Origin of the sequence: Luteimonas sp. 22616 (assembly GCF_052044325.1) — a bacterium.
Classification (GTDB): domain Bacteria; phylum Pseudomonadota; class Gammaproteobacteria; order Xanthomonadales; family Xanthomonadaceae; genus Luteimonas.
On record NZ_JBQEMW010000002.1, the window covers coordinates 268,590 to 291,859 of the forward strand.

The following is a 23,270-nucleotide window of genomic DNA, read 5'->3' on the forward strand; positions in this document are numbered from 1 at the left end:
CAAGGCCGTGTCGCATCGCCGTGACCGTCCGCACCGCCCCGCTGCGTTGTCCCGCAGACACGACGAGGAATGCCCCCATGCGCGCCACATCGCTCATCCCCGTTGGCCTGGCACTCGCGCTTGCGGGCTGTGGCTCCACGCGGGATTCCCTCCCGGCCGAACCGGTGGCAACGCCGCCACCGCCGATGCTCGACGGATTCGGCGCCCTGCATCGCGACATCGGCACCCCGGTCCCGGCCGCGCAGCGCTACTTCGATCAGGGCCTGCGCCTGGCCTACGGCTTCAACCATGAAGCGGCCGGCCGCGCATTCGCCGAGGCCGCCCGCCTCGATCCGCGCTGTGCGATGTGCGCGTGGGGCCAGGCCCTGGTGCTGGGTCCGAACATCAACCTGCCGATGGATCCCGCGCTCGCGCCGGAGGCGGCGGCACTCGCGCGCCGCGCGGCCGATCTCGCCGACGGGGCCACGCCCGCCGACCGCGCCCTGATCGACGCACTGCAGGCGCGCTACGCCGATCCCGCCCCACAGGACCGCAAGCCACTCGACCTCGCCTACGCGGACGCGATGGCGCGCGCAGCCGCGCGCTTCCCCGGCGATGACGACGCGGCCACTCTGCATGCCGAAGCGCTGATGGACGTGTCGCCGTGGGCCTACTGGCAGGACGACGGCAAGCCCGCCGCAGCGACACCCACGATCCTCGCCGAACTCGAGCGCGTGCTCGCGCGCAATCCGCATCACATCGGCGCCATGCACTACTACATCCACGCCACCGAAGCGTCGCCAGCACCCCGGCGCGCCGAACCCTACGCCGACGCCCTCGCGGCGCTCGCCCCCGGATCCGGGCACCTGGTGCACATGCCCGCGCACACCTACATCCGGATCGGCCGCTACCACGACGCCACCCTGACCAACCTCTCCGCCACCACCGCCGACAAGGCGTTCCTGGCGGTGTGCCGCGGAAGCAACGGCGTGTATCCGATCGGCTATGTGCCGCACAACTGGCACTTCGCCGCCATGACCGCCGGCCTGACCGGCTCGCGCACGCTGGCACTGCAGGCCGCGCGCGAAACCGCGAAGCGCGCCGACCACGCGGCAATGGGCGAGCCGCCACTGCAATTCATGCAGCTCTACGTCGTCGCGCCACTGCTGACCCAGGTCCGGTTCGGCGACTGGGATGCCATCCTGGCGCAACCCGGCGCACCGTCGGGGCTTCCGTTCCCGACCGCCATCTGGCATTTCGCACGTGGCATGGCGCACGCGCGCACCGGCGCGCTGGAGAAAGCCGCGCAGGATGCGGATGCCCTGCACGCGCTCGCGCGCGATCCGGCAATGGCAGAGGTGAGCTTCTTCGATATCAACCACGCCGATGGCGTGCTGCGCGTGGCCGACGCCCTGCTTCAAGGCGAACTGCTGCGCGCGCGCGGGCAGCCGCGCGAAGCGCAGGCGCGGTTGCGCGAGGCGGTGGCTGCGGAAGACGCGCTGGCCTACAACGAACCGGCCGACTGGCCGTTGCCGGCCCGGCAATACCTGGGCACGGCATTGCTCGAAACCGGCGACGCGCAGGCAGCGGAACAGGCGTTCACCCGGGCACTGGACGCGTATCCGGACAACGGTTGGTCGCTGGCCGGGCTGGCCCTGGCGCAGCAGCAGCTGGGCAAGACCGATGCCGCAAGCGACACGCAGCGTCGTCAGCTCGTGGCCTGGCAGTGGGCTGACGCGCCGCTGCCGGCGCCGCACTACTGAGTGCCGGCTAGTACGCGAATTCGCGGAACACCGGATCCACGCTGCCGTTCCACTCTCCGTGGAACAGCGCCAGCTTGCGTTCGGCCGGGGTTTCGTTGGCGTCGGCGGCTTCCACCAGCGTGGCGAGGAAGATGCTTTCGTCCGCACCGTTGCCGTTGATGCGGGCGCGTCGCTGCAGCCCGCCGGCGGAGATCTTCAGCGCCGCCAGCGCGATGTCGCGCACGCTGCCCTTGCGGAACGGCAGCTTCAGCGCCTGCTTCGGCACGCCGTCGCGCAGCGCGTTGCGTTCTTCCATGGTGAAGTCCTTCACCAGGTCCCAGGCCGCGTCGAGCGCGGCATCGTCGTACAGCAGCCCGACCCAGAACGCCGGCAGCGCGCACAGCCGGTTCCACGGGCCGCCGTCGGCGCCGCGCATTTCCAGGTACTTCTTCATCCGCACTTCCGGGAAGGCGGTGGTCATGTGGTCGGACCAGTCGACCAGCGTCGGCAGCGCCCCCGGAAGCACCGGCAGCTTGCCTTGCATGAAGTCGCGGAAGCTCTGGCCGCTGGCATCAAAGTAGGTGCCGTCTCGGTAGGAGAAATACATCGGCACGTCGAGCAGGTAGTCGACGTAGCGCTCGTAGCCGAAGCCGTCCTCGAACACGAAGTCGAGCATGCCGGTGCGGTCGGGATCGGTGTCGGTCCAGATGTGCGAGCGGTAGCTGAGGTAGCCGTTGGGCTTGCCTTCGGTGAACGGCGAGTCGGCGAACAGCGCGGTCGCGATCGGCTGCAGCGCCAGCGACACGCGGAATTTCTTCACCATGTCCGCTTCGCTGGCGAAGTCGAGGTTGACCTGCACGGTGCAGGTGCGGGTCATCATGTCCAGGCCGAGGTCGCCGACCTTGGGCATGTAGGCGCGCATGATCTTGTAGCGGCCCTTGGGCATCCACGGCATGTCCTCGCGCCGCCACTTGGGCTGGAAGCCCATGCCGAGGAAGCCCAGCCGCAGTTCGTCGGCGACGGTGCGCACTTCGCGCAGATGACCATCGACCTCGCTGCAGGTCTGGTGGATGTTCTCCAGCGGCGCGCCGGACAGTTCCAGCTGGCCGGCCGGTTCGAGCGTCACCGAGGCGCCGTCACGCAGCAGCGCGATGGTGCGACCGTGCTCGTCGACCCGCTCCCAGCCGAAGCGCGTCAATCCCCGCAGCAGCGATTCGATGCCGCGCTCGCCATCGAATTCGGGCGGGCGCAGGTCATCGAGGCGGAAACCGAACTTCTCGTGCTCGGTGCCGATTCGCCAGTCGGCCCTGGGCTTCTCGCCGGAGGCGATGTACGCGACCAGCTGGTCGCGACCGGTGATCTGCGTGTCGCTGGCGTGGCTGGGGCTGGACAAGGGCGTACTCGCTTCCGGGCGTGGACGATGCCGACGCGGCAGCCATCGCAAGCGCGCACTATATCCGGTGTCCTGTCGCCAATCGGCGCCACCGCCGCATCTTCAGTGTTCCGCCTGCACGCCTGCCGGGCTTTTACGGATCGCGCCGGTACACCTGGAATGCCATGTCGCGGATGCCACCGGCGTCGAACAGCTCGATCCACCCGGGCGGGTTGCCGCTGGCGATGAAATAGCCGGCGCCGCCAGGATAGGTATTGCCGTTGGGGCCAACGTAGACGCCGCAGTCGCCATCCTTGACGGTGAGCGTGAACGCATACACGCCAGGGCCCAGCAGCGCGGGCTTTTCGAACTCGACCATGCGCATGCCCACTGCAGGCGTCGGGTACGACGTGAATACGTGGCCCGGCACTTCTTGATAGGCCAGCACGCTTCCGTTGGGCACGCCAAGGGTAGTCTTCTCGAGGGTGACGAGCACCGTCGACTTCGGCTGGCAGCTCATCGGCAGCATGAGATGGCTGACGTAACCCTTCTCGTCAAGCACGAACGCCTGCGCCAGCTGCTGGTCGACCGAACCGCCCAGCGCCAGCAGCATCGACGTGTCCAGGTTCACCTGTTCGGCGGCCAGTTCCGGGGCCGCGGCCGGCGCCGCGGTCGCCACCACCACCAGCAGCGCAGTGGCCCATCGTGTCCTGTTGATCATTGCATCCTCCCGTTCGCGGCGCCGCGCGCCATCAGGAAGGAATACGCACCGGCGCGGCCGGAAGGGACAGGCCACTCAGAGCTGCAGCCAGCGCCCCACCACTTCCCGCGCCTGCTCCACGCCCTGCTTCGACTCGCCCGAGAACGTCTGCACGCTGACCGTGTCGCCGAAGGCGTTCGACAGTTCGCGCCGCACCGCCTGCAGGGTGTTGCCCGCCGCGCCGCGGCCGAGCTTGTCGGCCTTGGTCAGCAACGCGTGCGCGGGCAGGCCGCGCTGCACCGCGTAGCCGAGCATCTGCCGGTCGTAATCCTTGAGCGGATGGCGGATGTCCATCACCACCACCAGCCCGCGCAGCGCCATGCGGCTGCCGAAGTAGCCGTCGAGGAAGGCCTGCCAGTGCGCCTGCAGGTCCTGTGGGACCTTGGCGTAGCCGTAGCCGGGCAGGTCGACCAGGTAGCGGGCGTCCTCGGGCGCGACCTCGGCGGCGCCGCCGCTGCCGGCGGTGACGTCGAAGAACACCAGCTGCTGGGTGCGGCCGGGCGTCTTGGAGACGCGCGCCAGCGCGTTCTGCTGGCACAGCGCGTTGAGCGCGCTGGACTTGCCGGCGTTGGAGCGGCCGGCGAAGGCGACTTCGAAGCCGCCGTCGGGTGGCAGCTGGCGCGGGGTGTGGGCGGCGAGCAGGTAGCGCGCGCGGGCGAGCGGATTGGACATGCCGCTAGGATCGCATACGGCCGCCGGCGGGGTGGGCCAGCTCGCGCAGCATTGCTGCGCGGCTCGCCGGGCGTCCGGCCATGAGTGAGCTCGAGGCGCGAGGCCGGACTGGCCGTGGCCCGGCATTCCGGAGCCGATGCGGCGCACCTTGGATGACAACGCGGACTCGTACGCGCCGCGCAGGTTTGACCGGGCTTGCGGCACGCGACGATAATTCCCGGTTCAAGCGGGTGCGATTCGCCCCTGCACTGCCGCGCCGGCCGGGGCCTGCGCGATTTCATGGAATTCCGGAGCCCAGCTCATGCGCCACGCCCGTGCCTACGGTTTTGCCGGCCTCGCCGCCTTCGCGGTGGCCGCAGCCGCCTTCGCCCAGACCACCGTGACGCCGCTGCCCGACAACGCGCCGGTCGAGACGGCCTCGCTGGACACGTCTGCGGTCGCCGAGCTGGCCAAGACCAAGTGGGGCGACCCGCAGGCCGGCGCCACCAAGGCCGGCGCCTGCGCGGCCTGCCACGGCCTCGACGGCAATCCGACCGACCCGATGTACCCGCGCATGGCCGGGCAGAGCGAACGCTACATCGCCCACCAGCTGGCCCTGTTCAAGAGCGGCGAACGCAACACGGGCATGGCCGCAGTGATGATGCCGTTCGCCTCCATGCTCAGCGCCCAGGACATGCGCGACATCGGCGCGTACTTCGCTACCCAGAAGGCGGGCGCCGGCATCGCCGACGACACCCTCATCACCTCGGGCCCCAACCAGGGCATGAAGTTCTACCAGGTTGGCCAGAAGCTGTTCCGCAGCGGCGACATGGCGCGCGGGATCCCGGCCTGCATGGCCTGCCACGGCCCCGCCGGCGCCGGCAACCCGGGCCCGGCCTACCCGCACATCGGCGGCCAGCAGGCCGACTACGTGGTACGGCGCCTGCAGGAATACCGCGCCGGCACCACCAGCGAAGCCGATCCGCACCTGTTCAACATGATGGCCACGATCGCCAAGTCGCTGACCGACGAGGAAATCAGCTCGCTGGGCAGCTACCTGCAAGGCCTGCACGAGCGCCCGGACGCGGCGACCCAGGCCGCGATGGCCAGGGCGCCGCAGGCGCCGGCCGCCGCGCCGGTCCCGGCGCCCGCCCCGGCCGAGAGCGCTCCGACGCCCGAAGCTGAACCGGCGGCGCAGCCCGAGCAGAGCTGATGAACTTCCCCTCCGACCCGCGGTCGGATGTTCACAGCCCTTGAATCAGATCGCCGGCCAGACTTTCTGCGCCGGCGTTTTTTTGCCCGTCGCCCCCATCTTCCGATCCGCGCAATGCGCCACGCTGCCAGGACCCTTGCCGCAATGACCCGACGCCCCATGCCCCCCCGCCGCGCCTTCCTGCTTCTGCTCCTGGTCCAGTGCCTGCTGCTGCCGCTGGCCGCCTGCGCCCAGCCGGCGGCGGGCGGCCCGGTCGAGGGCGAGGACTACGTGGTCATTCCCGGCGGCCAGCGCTGGTCGTCCGCGGATGACAGGATCGAGGTCGCCGAGATCTTCGCGTACACCTGCCACCACTGCGCCGACTTCCAGCCCCAGCTCGACGCCTGGAAGCGCAGGCAGCCGGCCGACGTGCGCGTGAGCTACGTGCCGGCCGCCTTCAGCCCGCAGGACAACTACGGCCGCGCCTGTTTCGCGGCCCTGCAGCTGGGCGTGCTCGACCAGCTCCATGCGCCGCTGTTCCGCGCCGTCCACACCGAACAGACGGTGCCGATGAGCCACGCCAGCGCCGATGAGCTGGCGGCCTTCGCCCGCAGCGAAGGGATCGATGCGGCGAAATTCAAGGCAGCGATGGCCAGCCCGACCGTGGATGCGATGATGCAGCGCGCGCGCGAGTTCGCGATCGCCAGCGGCCTGCGCGGCACGCCCACCCTGGTGGTCGACGGCAAGTACCGCGTGCAGGCCGCCAGCCACGAACAGGCGCTGCGCGTCGCCGAACAGCTGGTCGCGATGGAACGCGCCGCGCGCAAGCGGCCGTGACCACACGCCATTCCCGAATTTGCCACCCAAACGAGACCCGACCATGACCCAGCGCCTCGCTCTCCTGTCCCTGCTGCTGCTGCCGCTGATGGCCTGCTCGCGCCAGGACCCCGCTCCCGTCGACGCCGCCACCGCGGCACCCGCCCCGGAGGCTCCGGCCGCGGACGCCGCCGCCGGTGACGCGCCCCCCGCCGCCGACGCCAGCGCCGAAGCACCGGCTGCCGGCGAGACCGCCGAAGCCGCGTCGGATACCCCGACCCCGCCGCCCGCACCGCCGATCGACCCGAACGCGGGCGCGTCCCTGGTCGCCGGCCGCGACTACGTCGAGATCCCCAACGGCCAGCCGTTCGCGCCGCGCAACGGCAAGATCGAGGTGGTCGAGGTCTTCGGCTACGTCTGCCCGGCCTGCGCCAACTTCCAGCCGCTGGTGCGCTCGTGGAAGGCAAAGCTCCCGGCCGACGTCCGCTTCACCTACGTGCCGGCGCTGTTCGGCGGCACCTGGGACGACTATGCCCGCGCCTTCTATGCCGCCGAGTCGATGGGCCTGGTCGACAAGACCCACGACGCGATGTACCAGGCGATCCACATCGACCAGAGCCTGAAGGGCGAGCGCGGCCGCGACTCGGTGGAAGACATCGCCGCGTTCTACGGCAAGCACGGTGCCGACCCGAAGCAGTTCGCCAGCACCATGTCCAGCTTCGCCATCAACGCCAAGACCAGCCGCGCCAAGCAGTTCGCGATGCGCAGCCAGATCAGCGGAACGCCGACACTGATCATCGACGGCAAGTACCTGGTCAAGGGCAACAGCTACGAGAACATGCTCGACAACGCCGAGCAGCTGATCGCGAAGGAGCGCGCGGTCGGGCAGTAACGCCGCGGGCCGAAGGCACGATGCCGCACCAAAGCCTCAAGCTGCTCAGCGCCAACATCCAGGCCGGCTCCAGCACGCGCCGCTACAGCGATTACGCGATGCGCAGCTGGTCGCACGTGCTGCCGGCCGGCAACAAGCGCGGTGCGCTCGACGCGATCGCCGAGCTGGCCGGCAGCCACGACATCGTCGGCCTGCAGGAAAGCGACCCGGGCAGCTGGCGCTCGGGCTTCACCAACCAGACCCACTACCTGGCCGAACGCGGTGGCTTCGATTACTGGAGCCACCAGCCCAACCGCCGCGTCGGCAACGTCGCCTCCAGCGCCAACGGCCTGCTCAGCAAGCTCGAGCCGCTGGAGGTGGTCGACCATTCCCTGCCCGGGCGCATCTCCGGTCGCGGCGTGCTGCTGGCGCGCTTCGGCGAAGGCGACGAGGGCCTGGCCATCGCCGTGGCGCACCTGTCGCTGGGCGCGCAATCTCGTCTGGCGCAGCTGTCGTTCATCGCCGAACTGTTGTCCGACTATCCGCACGCGGTGCTGATGGGCGACTTCAACTGCACCTCCGACCGGCCGGAGATGGACGTGCTCTACAAACACACCCGCCTGCAGCCGCCGACGTGCGCGGTGCATACCTTCCCGAGCTGGAAGCCGCAGCGCGCGATCGACCACATCCTGGTCACCGGCGACCTGGGCTGCCGCGCGATGCGCGCGCTGCCCGCGGCGGCATCGGACCACCTGGCGCTGTCGCTGGAACTCGACGTGCCGGAGCAGGCGCTCAGGCGCGGGAACGCGTAGAAAAGCCGTCAGGGATGCAACCCTGACCTACGAGCGAGCCGTTTCTCCACCCGCGCCGCCATCGCCGTAGGTCGGGGCTACGCCCCCGCCACCCGCGCCACCCGCGCCACCCGGCACACCAACGCACGCGGCCCCCCCGAAAAACCGTCGGAGATGTCACCCCGACCTACGCCCCTCTCCCGCTTGCGGGAGAGGGGCGCTTTGCCATCAGAAATCCAGGCCCACGCGCGCGTACCAGAAGCGGCCCGGCAGGTCGTAGGTCGACGCGTCATAGCCGTTGAGCGTGCAGCTCAGGCAGATCGGCGGATCCTTGCCCGCCACGTTGTTGACCCCGGCGCTGATCCGCAAGCCCTTCAGCCAGGCGGTGGTCTGCCACGACACCTGCAGGTCGTGGTAGGTCGTGGCCGGCAAGTGGTTGATGTCGTTGGCGCTGTCGTCGCAGATGTCGAAACCGTTGGCGCCCGCGCACGACTCGGTCAGGCCGTCGATGTGGCGTACCGTCCACGCCACCGTCCACGGGCCTCGGGTCCAGTCGGTGACCAGGGTCGACGTCCACTCCGGGATCGCGCTGTTGTTGAGCTCCCTGCCCGGGCGCCGCGGTTCCGCCTGCCCGGACTCGTTGACCAGCTCGTAATGCCCGACCCAGGTGTTCTTCCAGTCGAAGCGCAGGCGGCCCCAATCCCGCTCGGGCAGGCTCCAGCCGACGTTGAAATCCCAGCCGTCGGTCTTGATCGTGCCGAGGTTGTCGAGGATGTCGTCGAACCGGATGATCTGGCCGCTGACCGGATTGCGGTCGTAGAAGCTGCAAGACTCCGGATCTCGCGAGCTGATGCAGCGATCGAGGATCGTCTGCGCATCGCGCGCCTGGATCGCATCCTCGATCGTGTGCCGGTAGAACGTCAGGCCGATGTCGAGCCTGTCCGACCACGCGACACCGGATGCGAACGACGGGCTCCAGACGCCGCCCAGCATCAGGCTGCGGCTGGTCTCGGGCTGCAGGTTGGCGTTGCCCGACGTCACCACCGAGATCTGCGGATTGGACTGCTCGTAGCCGGCCGGTACGCCTTCGGCAACGCATTGCGGCGTGGTCGAGGCTGCGTTGTTGCACGGGTCGGTCAGCGTGGCGTCGAACCGCGCCAGCGTCCCGTACAGCTCGCCGATCGAGGGTGCACGGAAGCCCTGCGCGAACGAGCCGCGCAGCAGCAGTTCGTCGGCCACCTGCCAGCGCAGGCCGAGCTTGCCGGTGTTCTCGCCACCAAAGGTCGAGTAGTCGGAATAACGCTCGGCCACGCTCAGGTCCAGGCTCTTGCCCAACCAGCCGTCGCGCATCAGCGGCACATTGAACTCGACGTACAACTCGTTGACGTCGTAGTCACCCGAGGTCGCCCCCGACGGCACGCCGTTGTATTCGCCGGCGATGGTGATCGGGTCCGGCGTGTAGCTGCCCTCGTACTCGCGGTACTCGTAGCCGGCGGCGAACGACAGCGGACCGGCCCACATCTCGAACAGGTCGCCGGTGAGGTTGGCGGTGAACAGCGACAGCTTGTTCTCGCTCCTGTCGCGCACGATCGGCTGGATGAAGGCCAGCATCTCGGGCGTGATCGTGCCTTCACCGCCGAACAGGTTCAGCGGCACGCAGCCGGCGATCGCCGCACATGCGGCCGGGTCGCCGAGCGCCTCGTTGATGCGACGGATGTTGTAGCTGCCGGTGTTGGTCTGCTCGGCGCGGCTGCGGCTGAATGCCACGTTGGCATCCCAGCTCCACGGCCGCGTGGCGACGTCGAACGTGCCCTCCAGGCCCGCCGACGCGTACCAGGTCTTGACCTCCTGCTGGTAGCGGCGCGGACCGCCCTCGACCGGGCGCCGCCCGAGCAGGAACAAGTTGGGGTTGGGCCCCATCGTGGTCAGGTCGAAGCCGAACGGGTTGTACGGATTGAGCGCCGAGATCACCAGCGTCTTTTCCGCGTAGTCGTTGTACACGCCGGCGTCGGTGCCCAGGAAGATCGGCTCGGGCGCGGCCTGGTTGGCCGACTCGCGCTGGTTGTACAGCACCTTGGCGTGGCCGCTGAAGGTCGGGGTGAAGTCGAAGCGCACCTGGCCGAACACACTCTTGCGCTCGGAGGGCGTCAACAACAGGTTGTAGGGCGCGAAATTGAAGCGGTCCGCCGTGGCGAAGCAGTGGAAGTCGTCGCTGCGCGTGGTCGGGCAATCGGGTTGGCCACTGGTGTAGACCGGATCAGCGACGCCGGTATCCGGGGTGATGCTGTAGACCTGCCCGGTGTTGGGGTCCTGGAACACGAAACGCCCCTGCGGCGTCGCGGAGCTGCCATTCGACAACCCGGTCCCCGGCACCGGCACGCTCGCCGGCCCGTACTCGGACGACACGATCTGCTTCTGCTTGTAGTACGAAGCGCCGAGGAACCACTGCACGCGGTCGGTGCTGCCGCCCCAGCCCAGGTCGGCGCCGTAGGTCTCGCCGCCATCGAGGTCGTTGAAATCGCCGTAGTTGAAGTCGAGCTTGACGCCGTCGATGCTGCGGCGGGTGATGATGTTGACCACGCCGGCGATCGCGTCCGAACCGTAGATCGACGAGGCGCCGTCCTCCAGCACTTCGATGCGCTCGATGATCGACAGCGGGATGGTGTTGAGGTCCACCGACGAGCCCACGCCCGAGGCCGAGGATTCGTTGACCCAGCGCACGCCGTCGACCAGCACCAGCACGCGCTTGGCGCCGAGGTGGCGCAGGTCCACCGTCGCCGCGCCGGCACCGACGCCACCGCCGTCGGGCGGGAAGCCGAAGTTGCCGCTGGAGTTGAACTTGGTATTCAGCGCCGCGCCGCTGGCGGTGAGGTTCTGCACGATGTCGGCGACCGAGGTGAAGCCGCTGCGGTCGATGTCCTCGCGGGTGAGGACCTGCACCGGCACCTGGCTCTCGAGCTCGGCCTTCTTGATGCGGGTGCCGGTCACGGTGACCGTGTCGAGGGTCTTGGCCTGCTCGGCGTCGGCAGGGGCCTCCTGCGCAGCGGCAAAGCCGGAAAACGAAAGTAACAGCGAAGCCTGGATGGCCAGGGCCAATCTTGCATGGGGCAGGAACGTCATCGGTCTCTCTCCCAAGAGTGACGACCGCCGGCCCCCTGTCCGCGGCGGTAGTTCGGTTGCGACGGACCCGGTTGTAACGAATTCGGCCGCGCCGCACAAATGCCGGATGCCCGTTTCCGGCTATTGCAGCAGCAGGCTGCCCGCCACCAGGACCAGGAACACGGCGAATACCCGTTTGAGGGCGGGGCCGCCGATCGCGTGCGCCAGCCGCGAACCCAGCGGCGCGGCCAGCACCGAGGCCGCCGCCACCCCGATCGCCGCCGGCAGGTAGACGTAGCCGACCGCGTGCTCCGGCAGCGCGCCGGCCGGGGCGTTGAAGGCGTACCCGGTCGCGCTGGCGATCCCGATCACCACCCCGCAGGCCGACGACGTACCCACCGCGCGCACCGCCGCCACCCCGCGCCAGACCAGCAACGGCACCGTCATGCTGCCGCCGCCGATGCCGACTACCGCCGACACCGCGCCGATGCCGACGCCGGCCGCGCTCATGCCCGGCCCGGCCGGCACCACGTCGCCGCCGCCGTTGCGCACCCGACCGAACGCCATCTGCGCCGCGGCGAGCAGGCAGTAACCGATCACGCCCCACTTCAGCACCGCGCCGTCGAGCGCCACCGCCACCAGGCTGCCGAGCCAGCCGCCCACCACCAGGCCGGGCGCCATCCACACCACTGTCGGCCACAGCACGCCACCGCGGCGGTGGTGCGCCCAGGCCGACGATGCCGCGGTGAGCACGATGCTGGCCATCGAACTGGCCAGCGCCGCATGCATCGCCGCGTCGTGATCGATGCCGTGCAGCGGCAGCACCCAGACCAACGCGGCGACCAGGATCAGCCCCCCGCCGACGCCGAGCAGGCCGGCCAGCACGCCGGCGATGACGCCGAGCAGGGGGAAGATCCAGAATCCGTCGAGCATGGGTGCCTGCCTTGTGCGCGGCGTCGGGTAGACGGGTGAAGGCCTGAAGATTACCCGCTGCCTGTTCGGGCCAGGCGCGTCGCGTTCTCCCGCATTGTCGATGGAGTTTCAATTCCATGAGGAGGTGGTCCGCTCTGCCATCTCGCGCAAGGCGGCTTCCGGAGATGCACCCACCCCCACGTCGTCATTTCCGCGAAGGCGGGAATGACGGCAAGTTTTTGGCGTCCACGGGAGTCGTCCATCGCATCCCATCAATAGCACTGCGGTTCGCGCCGGCCGCCTGTCGCCTGTCGCGCATTCCGCACATCACGCATCGCGACGACACTCCCACCAGCCCCGCCCACCGCGAATCTTCGTTCACCCATCGTTCGCTATAGTCCGGCGATGCCAAATTCCAGCCTCCGCACCCTGCTCTGCGCGCTCGCCTGCCTGCTCGCCGTCGGTGGCGCGCACGCGCAATCGACTTCCGCAACCAGCCCGATCGGCGACGCGATCGCCGCCGCCGAGCGCGGCCAGGCCGTCGACGCCGCGCGCTTTGCCAACGATCCGCTGTACGGCTGGCTCGAGTACGCCGCCCTGCGCCGTGATATCGATACGCTGCCGGCCGACCAGGCGCAATCGTTCCTTTCGCGGCACAAGGGCGAGGCCGTCGCCGAGGCCTTTCGCTCGATCTGGCTGGCAGCGCTATCGCGGCGCCAGGACTGGCCGGCGTTCCGCGCTGCATGGTCGCCTTCGATCAAGGACGTCGCCCTGCGCTGCGCCGACCTCGACGCCCGCCAGGCCACCGGCGCCGCCGATGCGCAATGGATCAAGGACGCGCAGGACATCTGGCGCAGCAGCGGCAAGTCGCTGCCCGACGGCTGCGATGCGCCGTTCGCGATCCTCGCGGCCAAGGGCGGGCTGCCGCCGGAGCTGCGCTGGGAGCGGATCGAGAAAGCCGCCACCGAATGGCAGCCGGCGGTGATGCGCGCCGCCGCCCGCGGCCTGCCCGCCGACCAGTTCGCGCAGGCCAACGACTACGCGTCGTTCTTCGACGCCGTCAACGATCGCGCGCTGGCCTGGCCGAAGACGCCACGCAGCCGCCTGGTCGCCTCGCACGGCCTGGCCAAGCTGGCGAAGTCCACCCCGGTGGCCGCCGAGAACGCGCTGCCGCGCTTCGCCAGCGCGCTGGGTTTCACCGAACAAGACCGCGGCCGCGTGCTGTACCAGATCGCACTGTGGACGGCCGCCTCGTACGAACCAGAATCCGCGCGCCGCCTCGCCGCAGTGCCAGCGTCGGCGTACGACGAACGCCTGCGCGAATGGCAGGCGCGCGAAGCGCTGTCGCGTTCGGACTGGCGCGCCGCGCTCGCCGCAATCAAGGCGATGGGCGAGGTCCAGCGCGGCGAGTCGCGCTGGACCTACTTCGCCGCGCGCCTGTCCGAGCTCACCGGCGACAAAGCCGCGGCACAGGCGCTGTACCGCACCGCCGCGCGCGAGTCGGATTTCCAGGGCTTCCTCGCCGCCGACCGGCTCGAGCAGCCGTACGCACTGTGCCCGTGGATCGCCAACGACGATGCCGCCGCGAAGGCGCCGGTCGCGCGCGACCCCGCGCTGGTGCGCGCGATCGCACTGCAGCGCATCGACCGCGTCGGCTGGGCGCAGCGCGAATGGAAGGACGCGCTCTCGCGCTTCGACGACAGGCAGCGCCGACTGGCAATCGAGGTGGCGCAGGACAACGGCTGGTTCGACCGCGGCGTGTTCGGCCTGGAGACCGCGAAGCACCCGGAAGAGAAGCGCCTGTACAAGCTGCGCTTCCCGCTGCACCACGGCGACACCATCCGCCGCGAGGCCGCGAAACACCAGCTCGACCCGGCCTGGATCGCCGCCGAGATCCGCGCCGAAAGCATCTTCAACCCACGCGCTCGCTCGTCGGCCAATGCGATGGGCCTGATGCAGGTGCTGCCGTCGACCGGCGCCGCGGTGGCCAAGCGCAACGGAATTCCGTATGCCGGTGCCGCCAGCCTGTACGACTCCGACACCAACATCGCCATCGGCAGCGCCTACCTGCGGCAGATGGAAGACAAGTATGGCCAGACCTACTACGCCATCGCCGCCTACAACGCCGGCCCGACGCCGGTGGCGCGCTGGCAGTCGCAGCGCCCGTCGATGGATCCGGATTTCTGGATCGAGACCATCAGCTACAAGGAAACCCGCGACTACGTCGCCCGCGTGCTCGCCTTCAGCGTGATCTACGACTGGCGCTTGAACGGCGACGCACTGCCGGTGAGCCAGCGCCTGCGCGGGCAATCGAGCGGCGCGCGGAAGAAGTTCACCTGCCCGCTGGCGGAAGCGCCGAAGGGCTGACGCGCGCCCGTCTACCTTGCGGGTAGACATCAGGGCATCATCGCGGCATGGACATCTACCTCGTCGGCGGCGCGGTGCGCGATCTGCTGCTGGGCCTCGAGCCCGGCGACCGCGATTATGTCGTCGTCGGCGAGACCCCGGACGCCATGCTCGCCGCCGGCTTCAGGCCGGTCGGCCGCGACTTCCCGGTCTTCCTGCATCCACGGACGAATGAGGAGCACGCGCTCGCGCGCACCGAGCGCAAGTCCGGGCGCGGCTATCGCGGCTTCGTCGTGCACGCCGATCCTTCGGTGACGCTAGAGCAGGACCTGGAGCGCCGCGACTTCACCATCAACGCGATCGCGCAGGATGCCGACGGCAACCTGGTCGACCCGTTCGGCGGCGCGCGCGACATCGAGGCGCGGGTGCTGCGCCACGTCGGCCCGGCCTTCACCGAGGATCCGCTGCGGGTGCTGCGCGCGGCGCGCTTCATGGCCCGCTTTGCACCGCTGGGCTTCACCGTCGCGCCGGAGACGATGGCGCTGATGCGCGAGATGTCGGCCTCCGGTGAACTCGATGCACTGGTGCCCGAACGCGTGTGGCAGGAGCTGTCGCGCGCGCTGGCATCGAAGCGGCCCTCGGCCTTCGTCCGCACCCTGCACGACTGCGGCGCGCTGGCCGCGGTGCTGCCGGAAGTCGAGGCGCTGTACGGCGTGCCGCAGCGCGCCGAATACCATCCGGAAGTCGACACCGGTGTCCATGTCGAACTGGTCTGCGACATGGCCTCGCAGCTCGCACCCGGCGACACGGCGATCGGCTTCGCCGCGCTCACCCACGACCTCGGCAAGGCACTCACGCCGGAAGAAGAGCTGCCGCGGCACGTCATGCACGAACAGCGCGGCCTCGCCCCACTGCGCGCGCTGTGCGAGCGGCTGAAGGTGCCGGTCGCGCACCGCGAGCTCGCGCTGATGGTGTGCCGCGAACACCTCAACATCCATCGCCTGCTGGAACTGCGCGACACCACGGTGCACGACCTGCTCGCCCGCTGCGACGGCTTCCGCAAGCCCGACCGCATCGCGCAACTCGCCATCGCCTGCGAAGCCGACAAGCGCGGCCGCGCCGGACTGCAGGACGAACCCTATCCGCAGCGCAATGAACTCCTGCGCTTGCACGCCGCGACCCTCGCCGTCAGCGCCCGCGACATCGCCAGCGAGGAACTCACCGGCCCGCAGATCGGCGAGGCGCTGCGCAAGGCGCGGATCGAGGAGATCGGGAAGGCGCGAAGTCCGGGCGGATAACCATCCGTCCCTCGAGTGGGGACATGTCGTTTCGCACGGGTAAGGGTTTGTGTTGAATCGGTTCACATGCATGAGCCGCGGACACCGGCATCCGGTTGCTGCCTTGTGGGCGGACCGTCCTGTGTTCCGGCATCCTGCATGGAATACGGCGCCGGCGGCGCACGATCACACTTTCAAATGCCATCCGCGCCAGTCCATCCAGCGCACGATGGCCCACCAGACAGCGACGAAGGCGAGCGCGAAAGCCAATGACGGTACGTACGGCCCGAAGCGCGGCGTCATCCAGCCGCTGAAGCCGATGCGGTAGATCGGCTCCCACCAACCCAGCGCGGCGAAGACATACATCATCGATGCCGAGCCGGCGTACGCGGCGATGGCGTTGACGCCGAAGCTGCGGCCAATGGCCGGCCAGCCACGCACGTCGACCAGCGAGTGGCACACGGCAAGCGCGAGCATCGCCCAGGCGCCGCTCCACAGCACGTAGGACGACGTCCACAGGTTCTTGTTGAACGGGAACATCCGCGACCAGACCGCGCCGAGCAGGAGTGCGACGACAGCGGCGATGCACAGCCGGCGCGTGTCGCCGTGGCGCAGCCAGTCGCCTGCCCGCAGGCCGAGCAGCGTGGTGGCGATCGCCGGCAGCGTGCTGAGCAGTCCTTCCGGATCGTGACCGCGGCCGGTAGCGGGATCGAACAGATAGGCATGAGGGCCAAGCATCGCGGTGTCGATGCGACTGGCAAGGTTGACCCATGGCTCGGAGCCGCCGCTCCACGCGAGCAGGCCCCAGTAACCGAGCAGTTGCGCGCCCAGGCACCACCATTGCAGGCGCACGCTGGCGTGCAGCGCGAGCAGGCCGGCGATGGCGAAACAGATGCCGATGCGTTGCAGCACGCCCCAGGGGCGAAAGTACTCCTTGTCGAGCAGCCACGAAGCTGCGAGGTGCAACAACAGGCCGAGTGCGACGATGCGTGCGGCGCGCCACAGCACCGCGCGTTGCAGCGGGCCGCGATCGGCGCCGTTGTCCACGCGCGGCACGACGCCCAGTGCGATCGACACGCCGACGATGAACAGGAAGAACGGGAACACCAGGTCGGTTGGCGTGCAGCCGTTCCATTCCGAATGCAGCAGCGGCGCGTAGACGTGACCCCAGTCGCCGGGGGTGTTGACCAGCAGCATCGCCGCGACGGCGAGGCCGCGCAAGGCGTCAACGGAGGCGAGGCGGCGTGTGTCGGTCACGGGCATGGCATCTCCTGCAGGAGCGGCTTCAGCCGCGAGTCCTTCGATCGGAAGACATGCGGCGCTCGGCAGGAAAGAACTCGCGGCTGAAGCCGCTCCTACAAAGGCTCGCCGGCGATCCAGGTGGTGGCGACCTGCAGCGCATCGTCGAGCAGCACCAGATCGGCGCGATACCCCGGGGCGATGCGCCCAAGCGCTCCATCGATTCCGAGGAACTGCGCCGGGTACAGCGATGCCATCCGCGCGGCTTCTTCCAGCGGCAGGCCGAGCATCGACACCGCGTTGCGCACCGCGGTGGCCATGTCGAGCGCGGAACCGGCCAGCGCGCCTTCTGCGTTGCGCACCACGCCGTCGCGCGCGGTGATGGTTTCGCCGTAGAGCACGTAGTCGGGGCTGTCCGCGCCGACCGGCGGCATCGCGTCGGTCACCAGGAACAGCTTCCCGCGCGGCTTGGCCGCCAGCGCCACGCGCAGGCTGGCCGCGTGCACGTGCACGCCGTCGACGATGATCCCGCACCAGCTGTCGCGATCTTCGAGCGCTGCGCCGACCACGCCGGGCTCACGCCCCTGCAGCGGCGTCATCGCGTTGTACAGGTGGGTGAAACCGCGTACGCCGGCGTCGAGCCCGGCACGCGCCTGCTCGTAGCTCGCCGCGGTGTGGCCGGCGGCCACGATCGCGCCGCGTCTGGCGAAGGCGTGGACGGCGTCAACCGGCACCTGCTCCGGCGCGAGCGTCAGCAGGGTGGCGCCGTTGTCGAGCGAGGTCGCCAGTTCGATTTCGGCGGCATCGGGGACGCGGAACTTGCCGGCGTCGTGGGTGCCCTTGCGCGCCGGCGCCAGGTACGGCCCCTCGAGATGGATGCCGAGCACGCCCGGCACGCCCCGTGCGATCGCCTCGCGCACCGCGGCGATCGCTTCGCGCATCACGTCGAGATCGTCGCTGATCAGCGTCGGCAGCAGGCCGGTGGTGCCGAAGCGACGGTGCGCGCGCGCGATCGTCGCGATCGCATCGACGGTGGGCGCGTTGTTGAACAGCACGCCGCCGCCACCGTTGACCTGGGCGTCGATGAAGCCGGGCAACAGCGTGCCGCCGCGCAGGTCGTGCAGTTCGGCCGCGCGCACGCGCGGATCGTCGTCGCGTACCACCGCGACGATGTCGCGGCCCTCGACCAGCACGGCGACACCGTCGTGCAAGCCGTCGTCGAGCAGCACCCTGCCGTTGGCCAGCGCGGTCGCCATCACACCGTCTCCGTCACCTTGTTCAAGTGCGGCGGCAGGTCCGGGTTGAAGCCGCGCCGCAGCGCCAGCGCGTTGATCGCGCGATAGAAACTCTGCACCACCAGCAGCGGCGCACAGGCCGGGTGCGGCGCGTCAGCCAGCGGCAGGGCCTGCACCGGACTTGATCCGGAGCCGCCGGTGTCGTTCGCCGCGATCCATACCGGCGCACCGCGTTCGCGGAACTCCTCGGCCAGCGCGCGCGTGCCGGCGCCGGTTTCGTCGGCCAGTGCGAATGCCAGCACCGGGAACCCCGGCCCCACCAGCGCCATCGGCCCATGCTTCACCTCGGCCGAGCTGAAGGCCTCGGCGTGCAGGCCGCAGGTTTCCTTGAACTTCAGCGCCGCCTCCTGTGCCGCCGCCAGGCCGAGGCCGCGGCCGAGCACGAACAGGTTGCGCGCCTCTTGCAGGCCGTCGACCAGCGGCGACCAGTCGCATCGCCACGCCGCGCGCAGCGCATCGGGCAAGGCGTCGAGCGCATCGAGCAGCGGCGCCTCGCCCTTCCACGACGCACCGAGCTGCAGGATCGCCGCCAGCGAGGCAAGGTAACTCTTGGTCGCCGCGACGCTGCGCTCGGCGCCGGCGTGCAGTGGCAGCACGGTGTGCGCCATGCGCGCCAGCGGCGAGTCCTCGACGTTGACCAGCGCCACCACGCGCGCACCGGCGTCGTGCGCGGCCTGCGCGTTGCGCAGCAGGTCCGGGCTCTTGCCCGACTGCGAGATCACCAGGTACAGCGCGCCCTGCAGCGCCTGCGTGGCGCCATACACGGAGCCCACCGACGGCGAGGCCGAGGCGGTGACGATGCCGAGCTGGGTTTCCAGCAGGTATTTCGCGTACGTCGCGGCGTGATCGGAGCTGCCGCGCGCGCAGGTCACCGCGAACGGTGGCGGCGCGCGGCGCAGTTCGGCGCACAGGTCGGCCACCACGCCGCGATTGCGCGCGAACTGCCGGGCAACCACGTCGGCGGCCTCCGCAGCCTCGCGGAACATCAGCGTCGATTCCGGCGCGGTCGCCATCGCGCGCTCAGGCCTCGTGCCCGGGTTGCGGGGGGCGGCCCGCGGCGTTGCCGCGGGGACGCATCGGCGCGGTCGAGCCGCGCACCACCAGCTGGGGTACGAAGCCCTGGTTGTGCATCGCCATCGGATGCTCGTCGTAGGCATCCTGGCGCAGGCTGCCGGCAAGCAGGCGCGTCGCATGCCGGGCGATGTCCTCGGTGGCCTGCTTGGCGGTGGTCAGCGCCGGCCACGACTGCTTGGAAATCGGGCTGTCCTCGAAACCGGCGATCGACAGGTCGTAGGGCACGTCGACGCCGGCGGACTTCGCGGCGGCGAGGACCCCGGCCGCAATTTCATCATTGGAACCGAAGATCGCGGTCGGCGGTTCGCGCAACGCCAGCAGCCGGCGCGCACCGCGGAAGCCGTCGTCGAAGGTGTAGTCGCCGGGCACCACCAGGTGCTTGTCGAGGGTGATGCCGTAATCCTTGAGCGCGTCCTCGTAGCCGTGATAGCGCTCCTGGCTGGAACGGTGCGCCGCGCCGCCCCAAAGGAAGCCGATCCGCTGGTGGCCGAGCTGGATCAGGTGTTCGGTGATTTCGTAGGCGGCGTCGCGGTCGTCGACGAACACGCACGGGTGGCCGTCCTTCGGGTCCTCGGTGGCGGCGATGATGCGCACCAGCTTGATCCCGCGCGCGGCCAGCGCCTCGACCAGTTCGGTCGACTCGGACATCGGCGCGGTCAGCACCAGCCCGGCCAGGCGCGAACGCCGCGCCCATTCGCCGAGTTCGTCCGCGAGCAGCGGCGAGCTCGAATCGCAGGGATGGATCTGCAGGTCGAAGCCGGTTTCCCGGCACGCGGCCAGCACGCCGTTCTGCACGCCGATGATGTGGTACGGGTTCGGGTTGTCGTAGACCAGCCCGATCACATAGGGCGTGGCACTGCGCAGGCTGCGCGCGGACGGATCGGGTTCGTAGTCGAGCTCGGCGATGGCGTGCAGCACGCGCGCGCGCGTGGCCTGCATCACCGACGGCTCGTTGTTGATCACCCGCGACACGGTCTTGAGCGAGACCTTGGCGCGCTCGGCGACGTCCTTGATGGTCGGCCTGCGCATCAGTCCCGGTCCCCCCGGCAATTGCCGTCTGTCATTCCCTTCCACCCGGTCAGTCCAGCCCGGCGCGATGGCCGCGCCGTGCGTAATAGAGGATATAGAGGTAGCACGGCACCACCAGCGCGGCGAACACCAGCTGGAAATCGTAGTGCTGCTTGAGCACCGCGAACAGCTGCGGGATCACCGCGCCACCGGCGATGCCCATCACCAGCAGCGCCGAGCCGGTCTCGGTCAACCGCCCGAGCCCGCGGATCGCCAGCGGGAAGATCGCCGGCCACATCATCGCGTTGGCGAAACCCAGCGCGGCAATGAAGCCGACCGAGACGTAGCCGTGGGTGAGGAACGCGCCCAGCGCCAGCAGCACGCCGAGCACCGCCGACAGGCTCAGGTAGCGCTCCTGCGAGATGAAGCGCGGGATCGCGACCAATCCGACCAGATAGCCCACCAGCATCGCCCCGAGCGTGAACGAGGTGAAGAACTTGGTCTGGTCCAGCGGCAGGTCGAAGCCTTGCCCGTAGATACCGATCGCATCGCCCGCCATCACCTCGACGCCCACGTACACGAAGATGCACAGCGCACCCAGCCACACGTGCGGGAACTGCAGCAGGCCGCGCCTGGCGGAGCCGCCGGCTGCGGCCGCGTTGGCATCCTCGGGGCGGATTTCCGGCAGCGGCGAGAACACGATGCCCACAGCCAACAATGCCAGCAGCCCGGCCATCGCCATGTACGGCGTGTGCACGCGCGCGGCGAACTCCGCCAGCAATGTTTCGCGCGCCGCGGCATCGGCGCCGGCGACTTCGGCGGCCAGGTCGCCCATGCCGTGCATCACGAAGGTGCCGATCAGCAGCGGCGCCAGGATGCCGGCGGTCTTGTTGCAGATGCCCATCACCGCGATGCGCTGCGCGGCGCTTTCGATCGGCCCGAGGATGCTGATGTAGGGATTGGCCGCGGTCTGCAGGATCGCCAGCCCCGCGCCGATCGCGAACACGCCCGCCACCGCCCCCGGATACACCCGCAGCGTCGTGTAATGGCCGAACACCACCGCACCAACCGCCATCACAAACAACCCCAGCGCCATGCCCTTCTTCATGCCGGTGCGCCGCAGCACCCAGGACGCCGGCAGCGCCAGGCAGAAGTAGGAGATGTAGAACGCGCTGGGGATCAGGAACGCGAGCGCCTCGCTGACATCGAAGGCGAGTTTCGCAAACGAGATCAGCGGCCCGTTGAGCCAGGTGACGAAGCCGAAGATGAAGAACAGCAGGCCGATGATGGCGATCGAGCCGGTATTGCCGGCGGGTTTCGATGCGGATGCGGCGACGGCCATGGACAATGTCTCCTGTGCGCAACGGTTGAATGCGGCCGCCGCTGCGCATGACGCATCGGACAGCCTCCGGGAATAACGTTGTCATACTTTTCCGGTCCAGGCCACGTTTTCTGCGTTCCTGACCGCTTCGTTTGCGCACTCATAGCTTGTGCGGCGCAGCATCGCTGTCCGATTGTTGCACCGCAAGAATCATGAAATGCCCCGAATTAGTCACGCTGTTGCAAGCAAAGGAATCAATTGAATGCAATCAACGCTATTTTTGTCGCCACCGTCGAGCGTGTGTCCATGCGTTCGTGACAGTGTGTTGACATCGTTGTCAAAGCGCTTCCACACTCCGGCCCACTTCACCGCCCACGTATCACGTGGATGCGGTGGCCGCCCGGAGACGACGTGCCCGCAGTCGCCAGCCCAACGCCAGTGGACGCCATGAGCCGCGCCGAAGCGCCGTTCATTGCGGCCGACGTGGGCGGCACCCACGTCCGCATCGGCCTGGTCCGCGCGAGTGGCGATCCCGCGCACCCGGTCGCGGTGCTCAAGTACCGCAAGTACGTCTGTGCGCAGTACCCGGGGCTGGCCGAGATCATCGAGGACTTCGTCTCCGGACTCGACGGGATGGCAGTCAGCGAAGGCGCGATCGCCAGCGCCGGCTATCCGCTCGAGGACGGTTCGCTGATCACCGTCAACCTGCCCTGGCGGGTGTCGCTGGAGGAGATCCGCACGCGGCTGGGCTTCCGCGCCTTCCGCCTGGTCAACGACTTCGAAGCCGTGGCGCACGCGGCGGCCTACGTCGATGCCAGCGAAGTGCTGCAGCTCACCGGCCCGGACACCGCGCCGACCGGACCGACCCTGGTCGTCGGCCCCGGCACCGGTCTGGGCGCCGCGGTCTGGATCCCCACCGCGCACGGCCCGGTGGTGCTGGCCACCGAAGCAGGCCAGGCCGCGCTCACCACCGGTACCGAGCTGGAAATGGCGCTGCTCAAGCAGATGCTCGGCCAGCGCAGCCACGTGCCGGTCGAGCACGCACTGTCCGGCCCCGGGCTGATGCACCTGCACGCCGCGCTGTGCGCGCTGCACGGCACGACCTCCGACTACGCCTCCCCCGACGCGATCACCGCCGCCGCGCTCGACGGCAGCGACGAACGCGCGCGCGAAAGCCTCGGCGTGTTCTGCGGCCTGCTCGGCAGCACCGTGGGCGACATGGCGCTGCTGTACGGCGTGCAGGGCGGCATTTATCTCGCGGGCGGGATCCTGCCGCAGATCCGCGGATTCCTGATGCAAAGCAGCTTCGTCGAACGGTTCCTCAACAAGGGACCGATGCGCGAGGCGCTGGAACGGATTCCCGTGAAGCTGGTCGAGCACGGACAGCTGGGGGTGATCGGCGCGGCCAGCTGGTACCTGGGCGGCGCCGGGGGAGCGGGAGCGCAAACGCAATAGGGCCGGCGCGGGTGGCGACGCCTGTCGCGACGCATTGGCCGGCACCAACAAGACACGGCACGACCACGCA

General features: G+C 69.5%; 18 protein-coding genes. 8 read left to right on the plus strand and 10 right to left on the minus strand.

The genetic code is table 11. The annotated features are described in order from the left end of the window. Positions 1 to 77 precede the first annotated feature (77 nt). Entirely contained in the window at positions 78 to 1,742 is a 1,665-nt protein-coding gene (locus ACTJIL_RS13610; RefSeq protein WP_440756156.1) for a tetratricopeptide repeat protein, read from the plus strand. 7 nt (positions 1,743 to 1,749) lie between these two features. Here ACTJIL_RS13610 and ACTJIL_RS13615 read toward each other — a convergent pair whose 3' ends face one another. The 3 genes from ACTJIL_RS13615 to yihA form a co-directional block, all read right to left on the minus strand. Further along, a complete protein-coding gene (locus ACTJIL_RS13615) occupies positions 1,750 to 3,114 on the minus strand; it encodes a glutamate--cysteine ligase (RefSeq protein WP_440756157.1) in 1,365 nt (454 codons plus the stop codon). A 133-nt stretch (positions 3,115 to 3,247) separates the two neighbouring features. Then, positions 3,248 to 3,814 (minus strand): hypothetical protein, encoded by a 567-nt coding sequence (locus tag ACTJIL_RS13620; RefSeq protein ID WP_440756158.1) that lies wholly within the window; start codon positions 3,812 to 3,814, stop codon positions 3,248 to 3,250. 75 nt (positions 3,815 to 3,889) lie between these two features. After that, complete coding sequence (gene yihA / locus ACTJIL_RS13625) at positions 3,890 to 4,525, minus strand: ribosome biogenesis GTP-binding protein YihA/YsxC (protein ID WP_440756159.1); 636 nt, start codon at positions 4,523 to 4,525, stop codon at positions 3,890 to 3,892. A gap of 301 nt (positions 4,526 to 4,826) precedes the next feature. On the opposite strand from yihA, the gene ACTJIL_RS13630 reads away from it, so the two are divergent. From ACTJIL_RS13630 to ACTJIL_RS13645, 4 genes are all read left to right on the plus strand, one after another. After that, positions 4,827 to 5,717, plus strand: a complete 891-nt coding sequence (locus ACTJIL_RS13630) for a c-type cytochrome (RefSeq protein ID WP_440756160.1) — start codon at positions 4,827 to 4,829, stop codon at positions 5,715 to 5,717. A 159-nt stretch (positions 5,718 to 5,876) separates the two neighbouring features. Next, the gene (locus tag ACTJIL_RS13635; RefSeq protein WP_440756161.1) at positions 5,877 to 6,533 is read left to right on the plus strand and encodes a thiol:disulfide interchange protein DsbA/DsbL; all 657 of its coding nucleotides are present in this window, start codon (positions 5,877 to 5,879) and stop codon (positions 6,531 to 6,533) included. Positions 6,534 to 6,576: 43 nt separating this feature from the next. Next, positions 6,577 to 7,404, plus strand: a complete 828-nt coding sequence (locus ACTJIL_RS13640; protein ID WP_440756162.1) for a thiol:disulfide interchange protein DsbA/DsbL — start codon at positions 6,577 to 6,579, stop codon at positions 7,402 to 7,404. Between the two features lie 20 nt (positions 7,405 to 7,424). Beyond that, positions 7,425 to 8,195 (plus strand): endonuclease/exonuclease/phosphatase family protein, encoded by a 771-nt coding sequence (locus ACTJIL_RS13645; RefSeq protein WP_440756163.1) that lies wholly within the window; start codon positions 7,425 to 7,427, stop codon positions 8,193 to 8,195. A gap of 207 nt (positions 8,196 to 8,402) precedes the next feature. On the opposite strand, the gene ACTJIL_RS13650 is transcribed toward ACTJIL_RS13645, so the two are convergent. Then, entirely contained in the window at positions 8,403 to 11,294 is a 2,892-nt protein-coding gene (locus ACTJIL_RS13650) for a TonB-dependent receptor plug domain-containing protein (protein ID WP_440756164.1), read from the minus strand. 120 nt (positions 11,295 to 11,414) lie between these two features. Beyond that, positions 11,415 to 12,206, minus strand: a complete 792-nt coding sequence (locus tag ACTJIL_RS13655; RefSeq protein ID WP_440756165.1) for a sulfite exporter TauE/SafE family protein — start codon at positions 12,204 to 12,206, stop codon at positions 11,415 to 11,417. A gap of 384 nt (positions 12,207 to 12,590) precedes the next feature. Here ACTJIL_RS13655 and ACTJIL_RS13660 point away from each other — a divergent pair, with 384 nt between their 5' ends. Both ACTJIL_RS13660 and ACTJIL_RS13665 read left to right on the plus strand, forming a co-directional pair. Continuing rightward, complete coding sequence (locus ACTJIL_RS13660; RefSeq protein WP_440756166.1) at positions 12,591 to 14,552, plus strand: transglycosylase SLT domain-containing protein; 1,962 nt, start codon at positions 12,591 to 12,593, stop codon at positions 14,550 to 14,552. A gap of 47 nt (positions 14,553 to 14,599) precedes the next feature. Next, positions 14,600 to 15,829 carry a multifunctional CCA addition/repair protein gene (locus ACTJIL_RS13665; RefSeq protein WP_440756167.1) on the plus strand — a complete coding sequence of 410 codons (1,230 nt, stop codon included), beginning with the start codon at positions 14,600 to 14,602 and terminating at the stop codon, positions 15,827 to 15,829. Positions 15,830 to 15,994: 165 nt separating this feature from the next. On the opposite strand, the gene ACTJIL_RS13670 is transcribed toward ACTJIL_RS13665, so the two are convergent. From ACTJIL_RS13670 to ACTJIL_RS13690, 5 genes are all read right to left on the minus strand, one after another. Next, positions 15,995 to 17,071: an acyltransferase family protein gene (locus ACTJIL_RS13670; RefSeq protein WP_440756168.1), complete on the minus strand. Its 1,077-nt coding sequence runs from the start codon at positions 17,069 to 17,071 to the stop codon at positions 15,995 to 15,997. 92 nt (positions 17,072 to 17,163) lie between these two features. Further along, the gene (gene nagA / locus ACTJIL_RS13675; RefSeq protein WP_440756169.1) at positions 17,164 to 18,303 is read right to left on the minus strand and encodes an N-acetylglucosamine-6-phosphate deacetylase; all 1,140 of its coding nucleotides are present in this window, start codon (positions 18,301 to 18,303) and stop codon (positions 17,164 to 17,166) included. Next, entirely contained in the window at positions 18,303 to 19,355 is a 1,053-nt protein-coding gene (locus ACTJIL_RS13680) for an SIS domain-containing protein (protein WP_440756170.1), read from the minus strand. The genes nagA and ACTJIL_RS13680 overlap by 1 nt, the downstream gene beginning before the upstream one ends. A 7-nt stretch (positions 19,356 to 19,362) precedes the next feature. Continuing rightward, complete coding sequence (locus ACTJIL_RS13685; protein WP_440756171.1) at positions 19,363 to 20,445, minus strand: LacI family DNA-binding transcriptional regulator; 1,083 nt, start codon at positions 20,443 to 20,445, stop codon at positions 19,363 to 19,365. A gap of 49 nt (positions 20,446 to 20,494) precedes the next feature. Beyond that, on the minus strand, positions 20,495 to 21,766 hold the full coding sequence (locus ACTJIL_RS13690; protein WP_440756172.1) for a sugar MFS transporter: 1,272 nt from the start codon (positions 21,764 to 21,766) through the stop codon (positions 20,495 to 20,497). A 426-nt stretch (positions 21,767 to 22,192) separates the two neighbouring features. On the opposite strand from ACTJIL_RS13690, the gene ACTJIL_RS13695 reads away from it, so the two are divergent. Further along, the gene (locus ACTJIL_RS13695; RefSeq protein ID WP_440756173.1) at positions 22,193 to 23,200 is read left to right on the plus strand and encodes a glucokinase family protein; all 1,008 of its coding nucleotides are present in this window, start codon (positions 22,193 to 22,195) and stop codon (positions 23,198 to 23,200) included. The last annotated feature ends 70 nt before the right edge of the window (positions 23,201 to 23,270 follow it).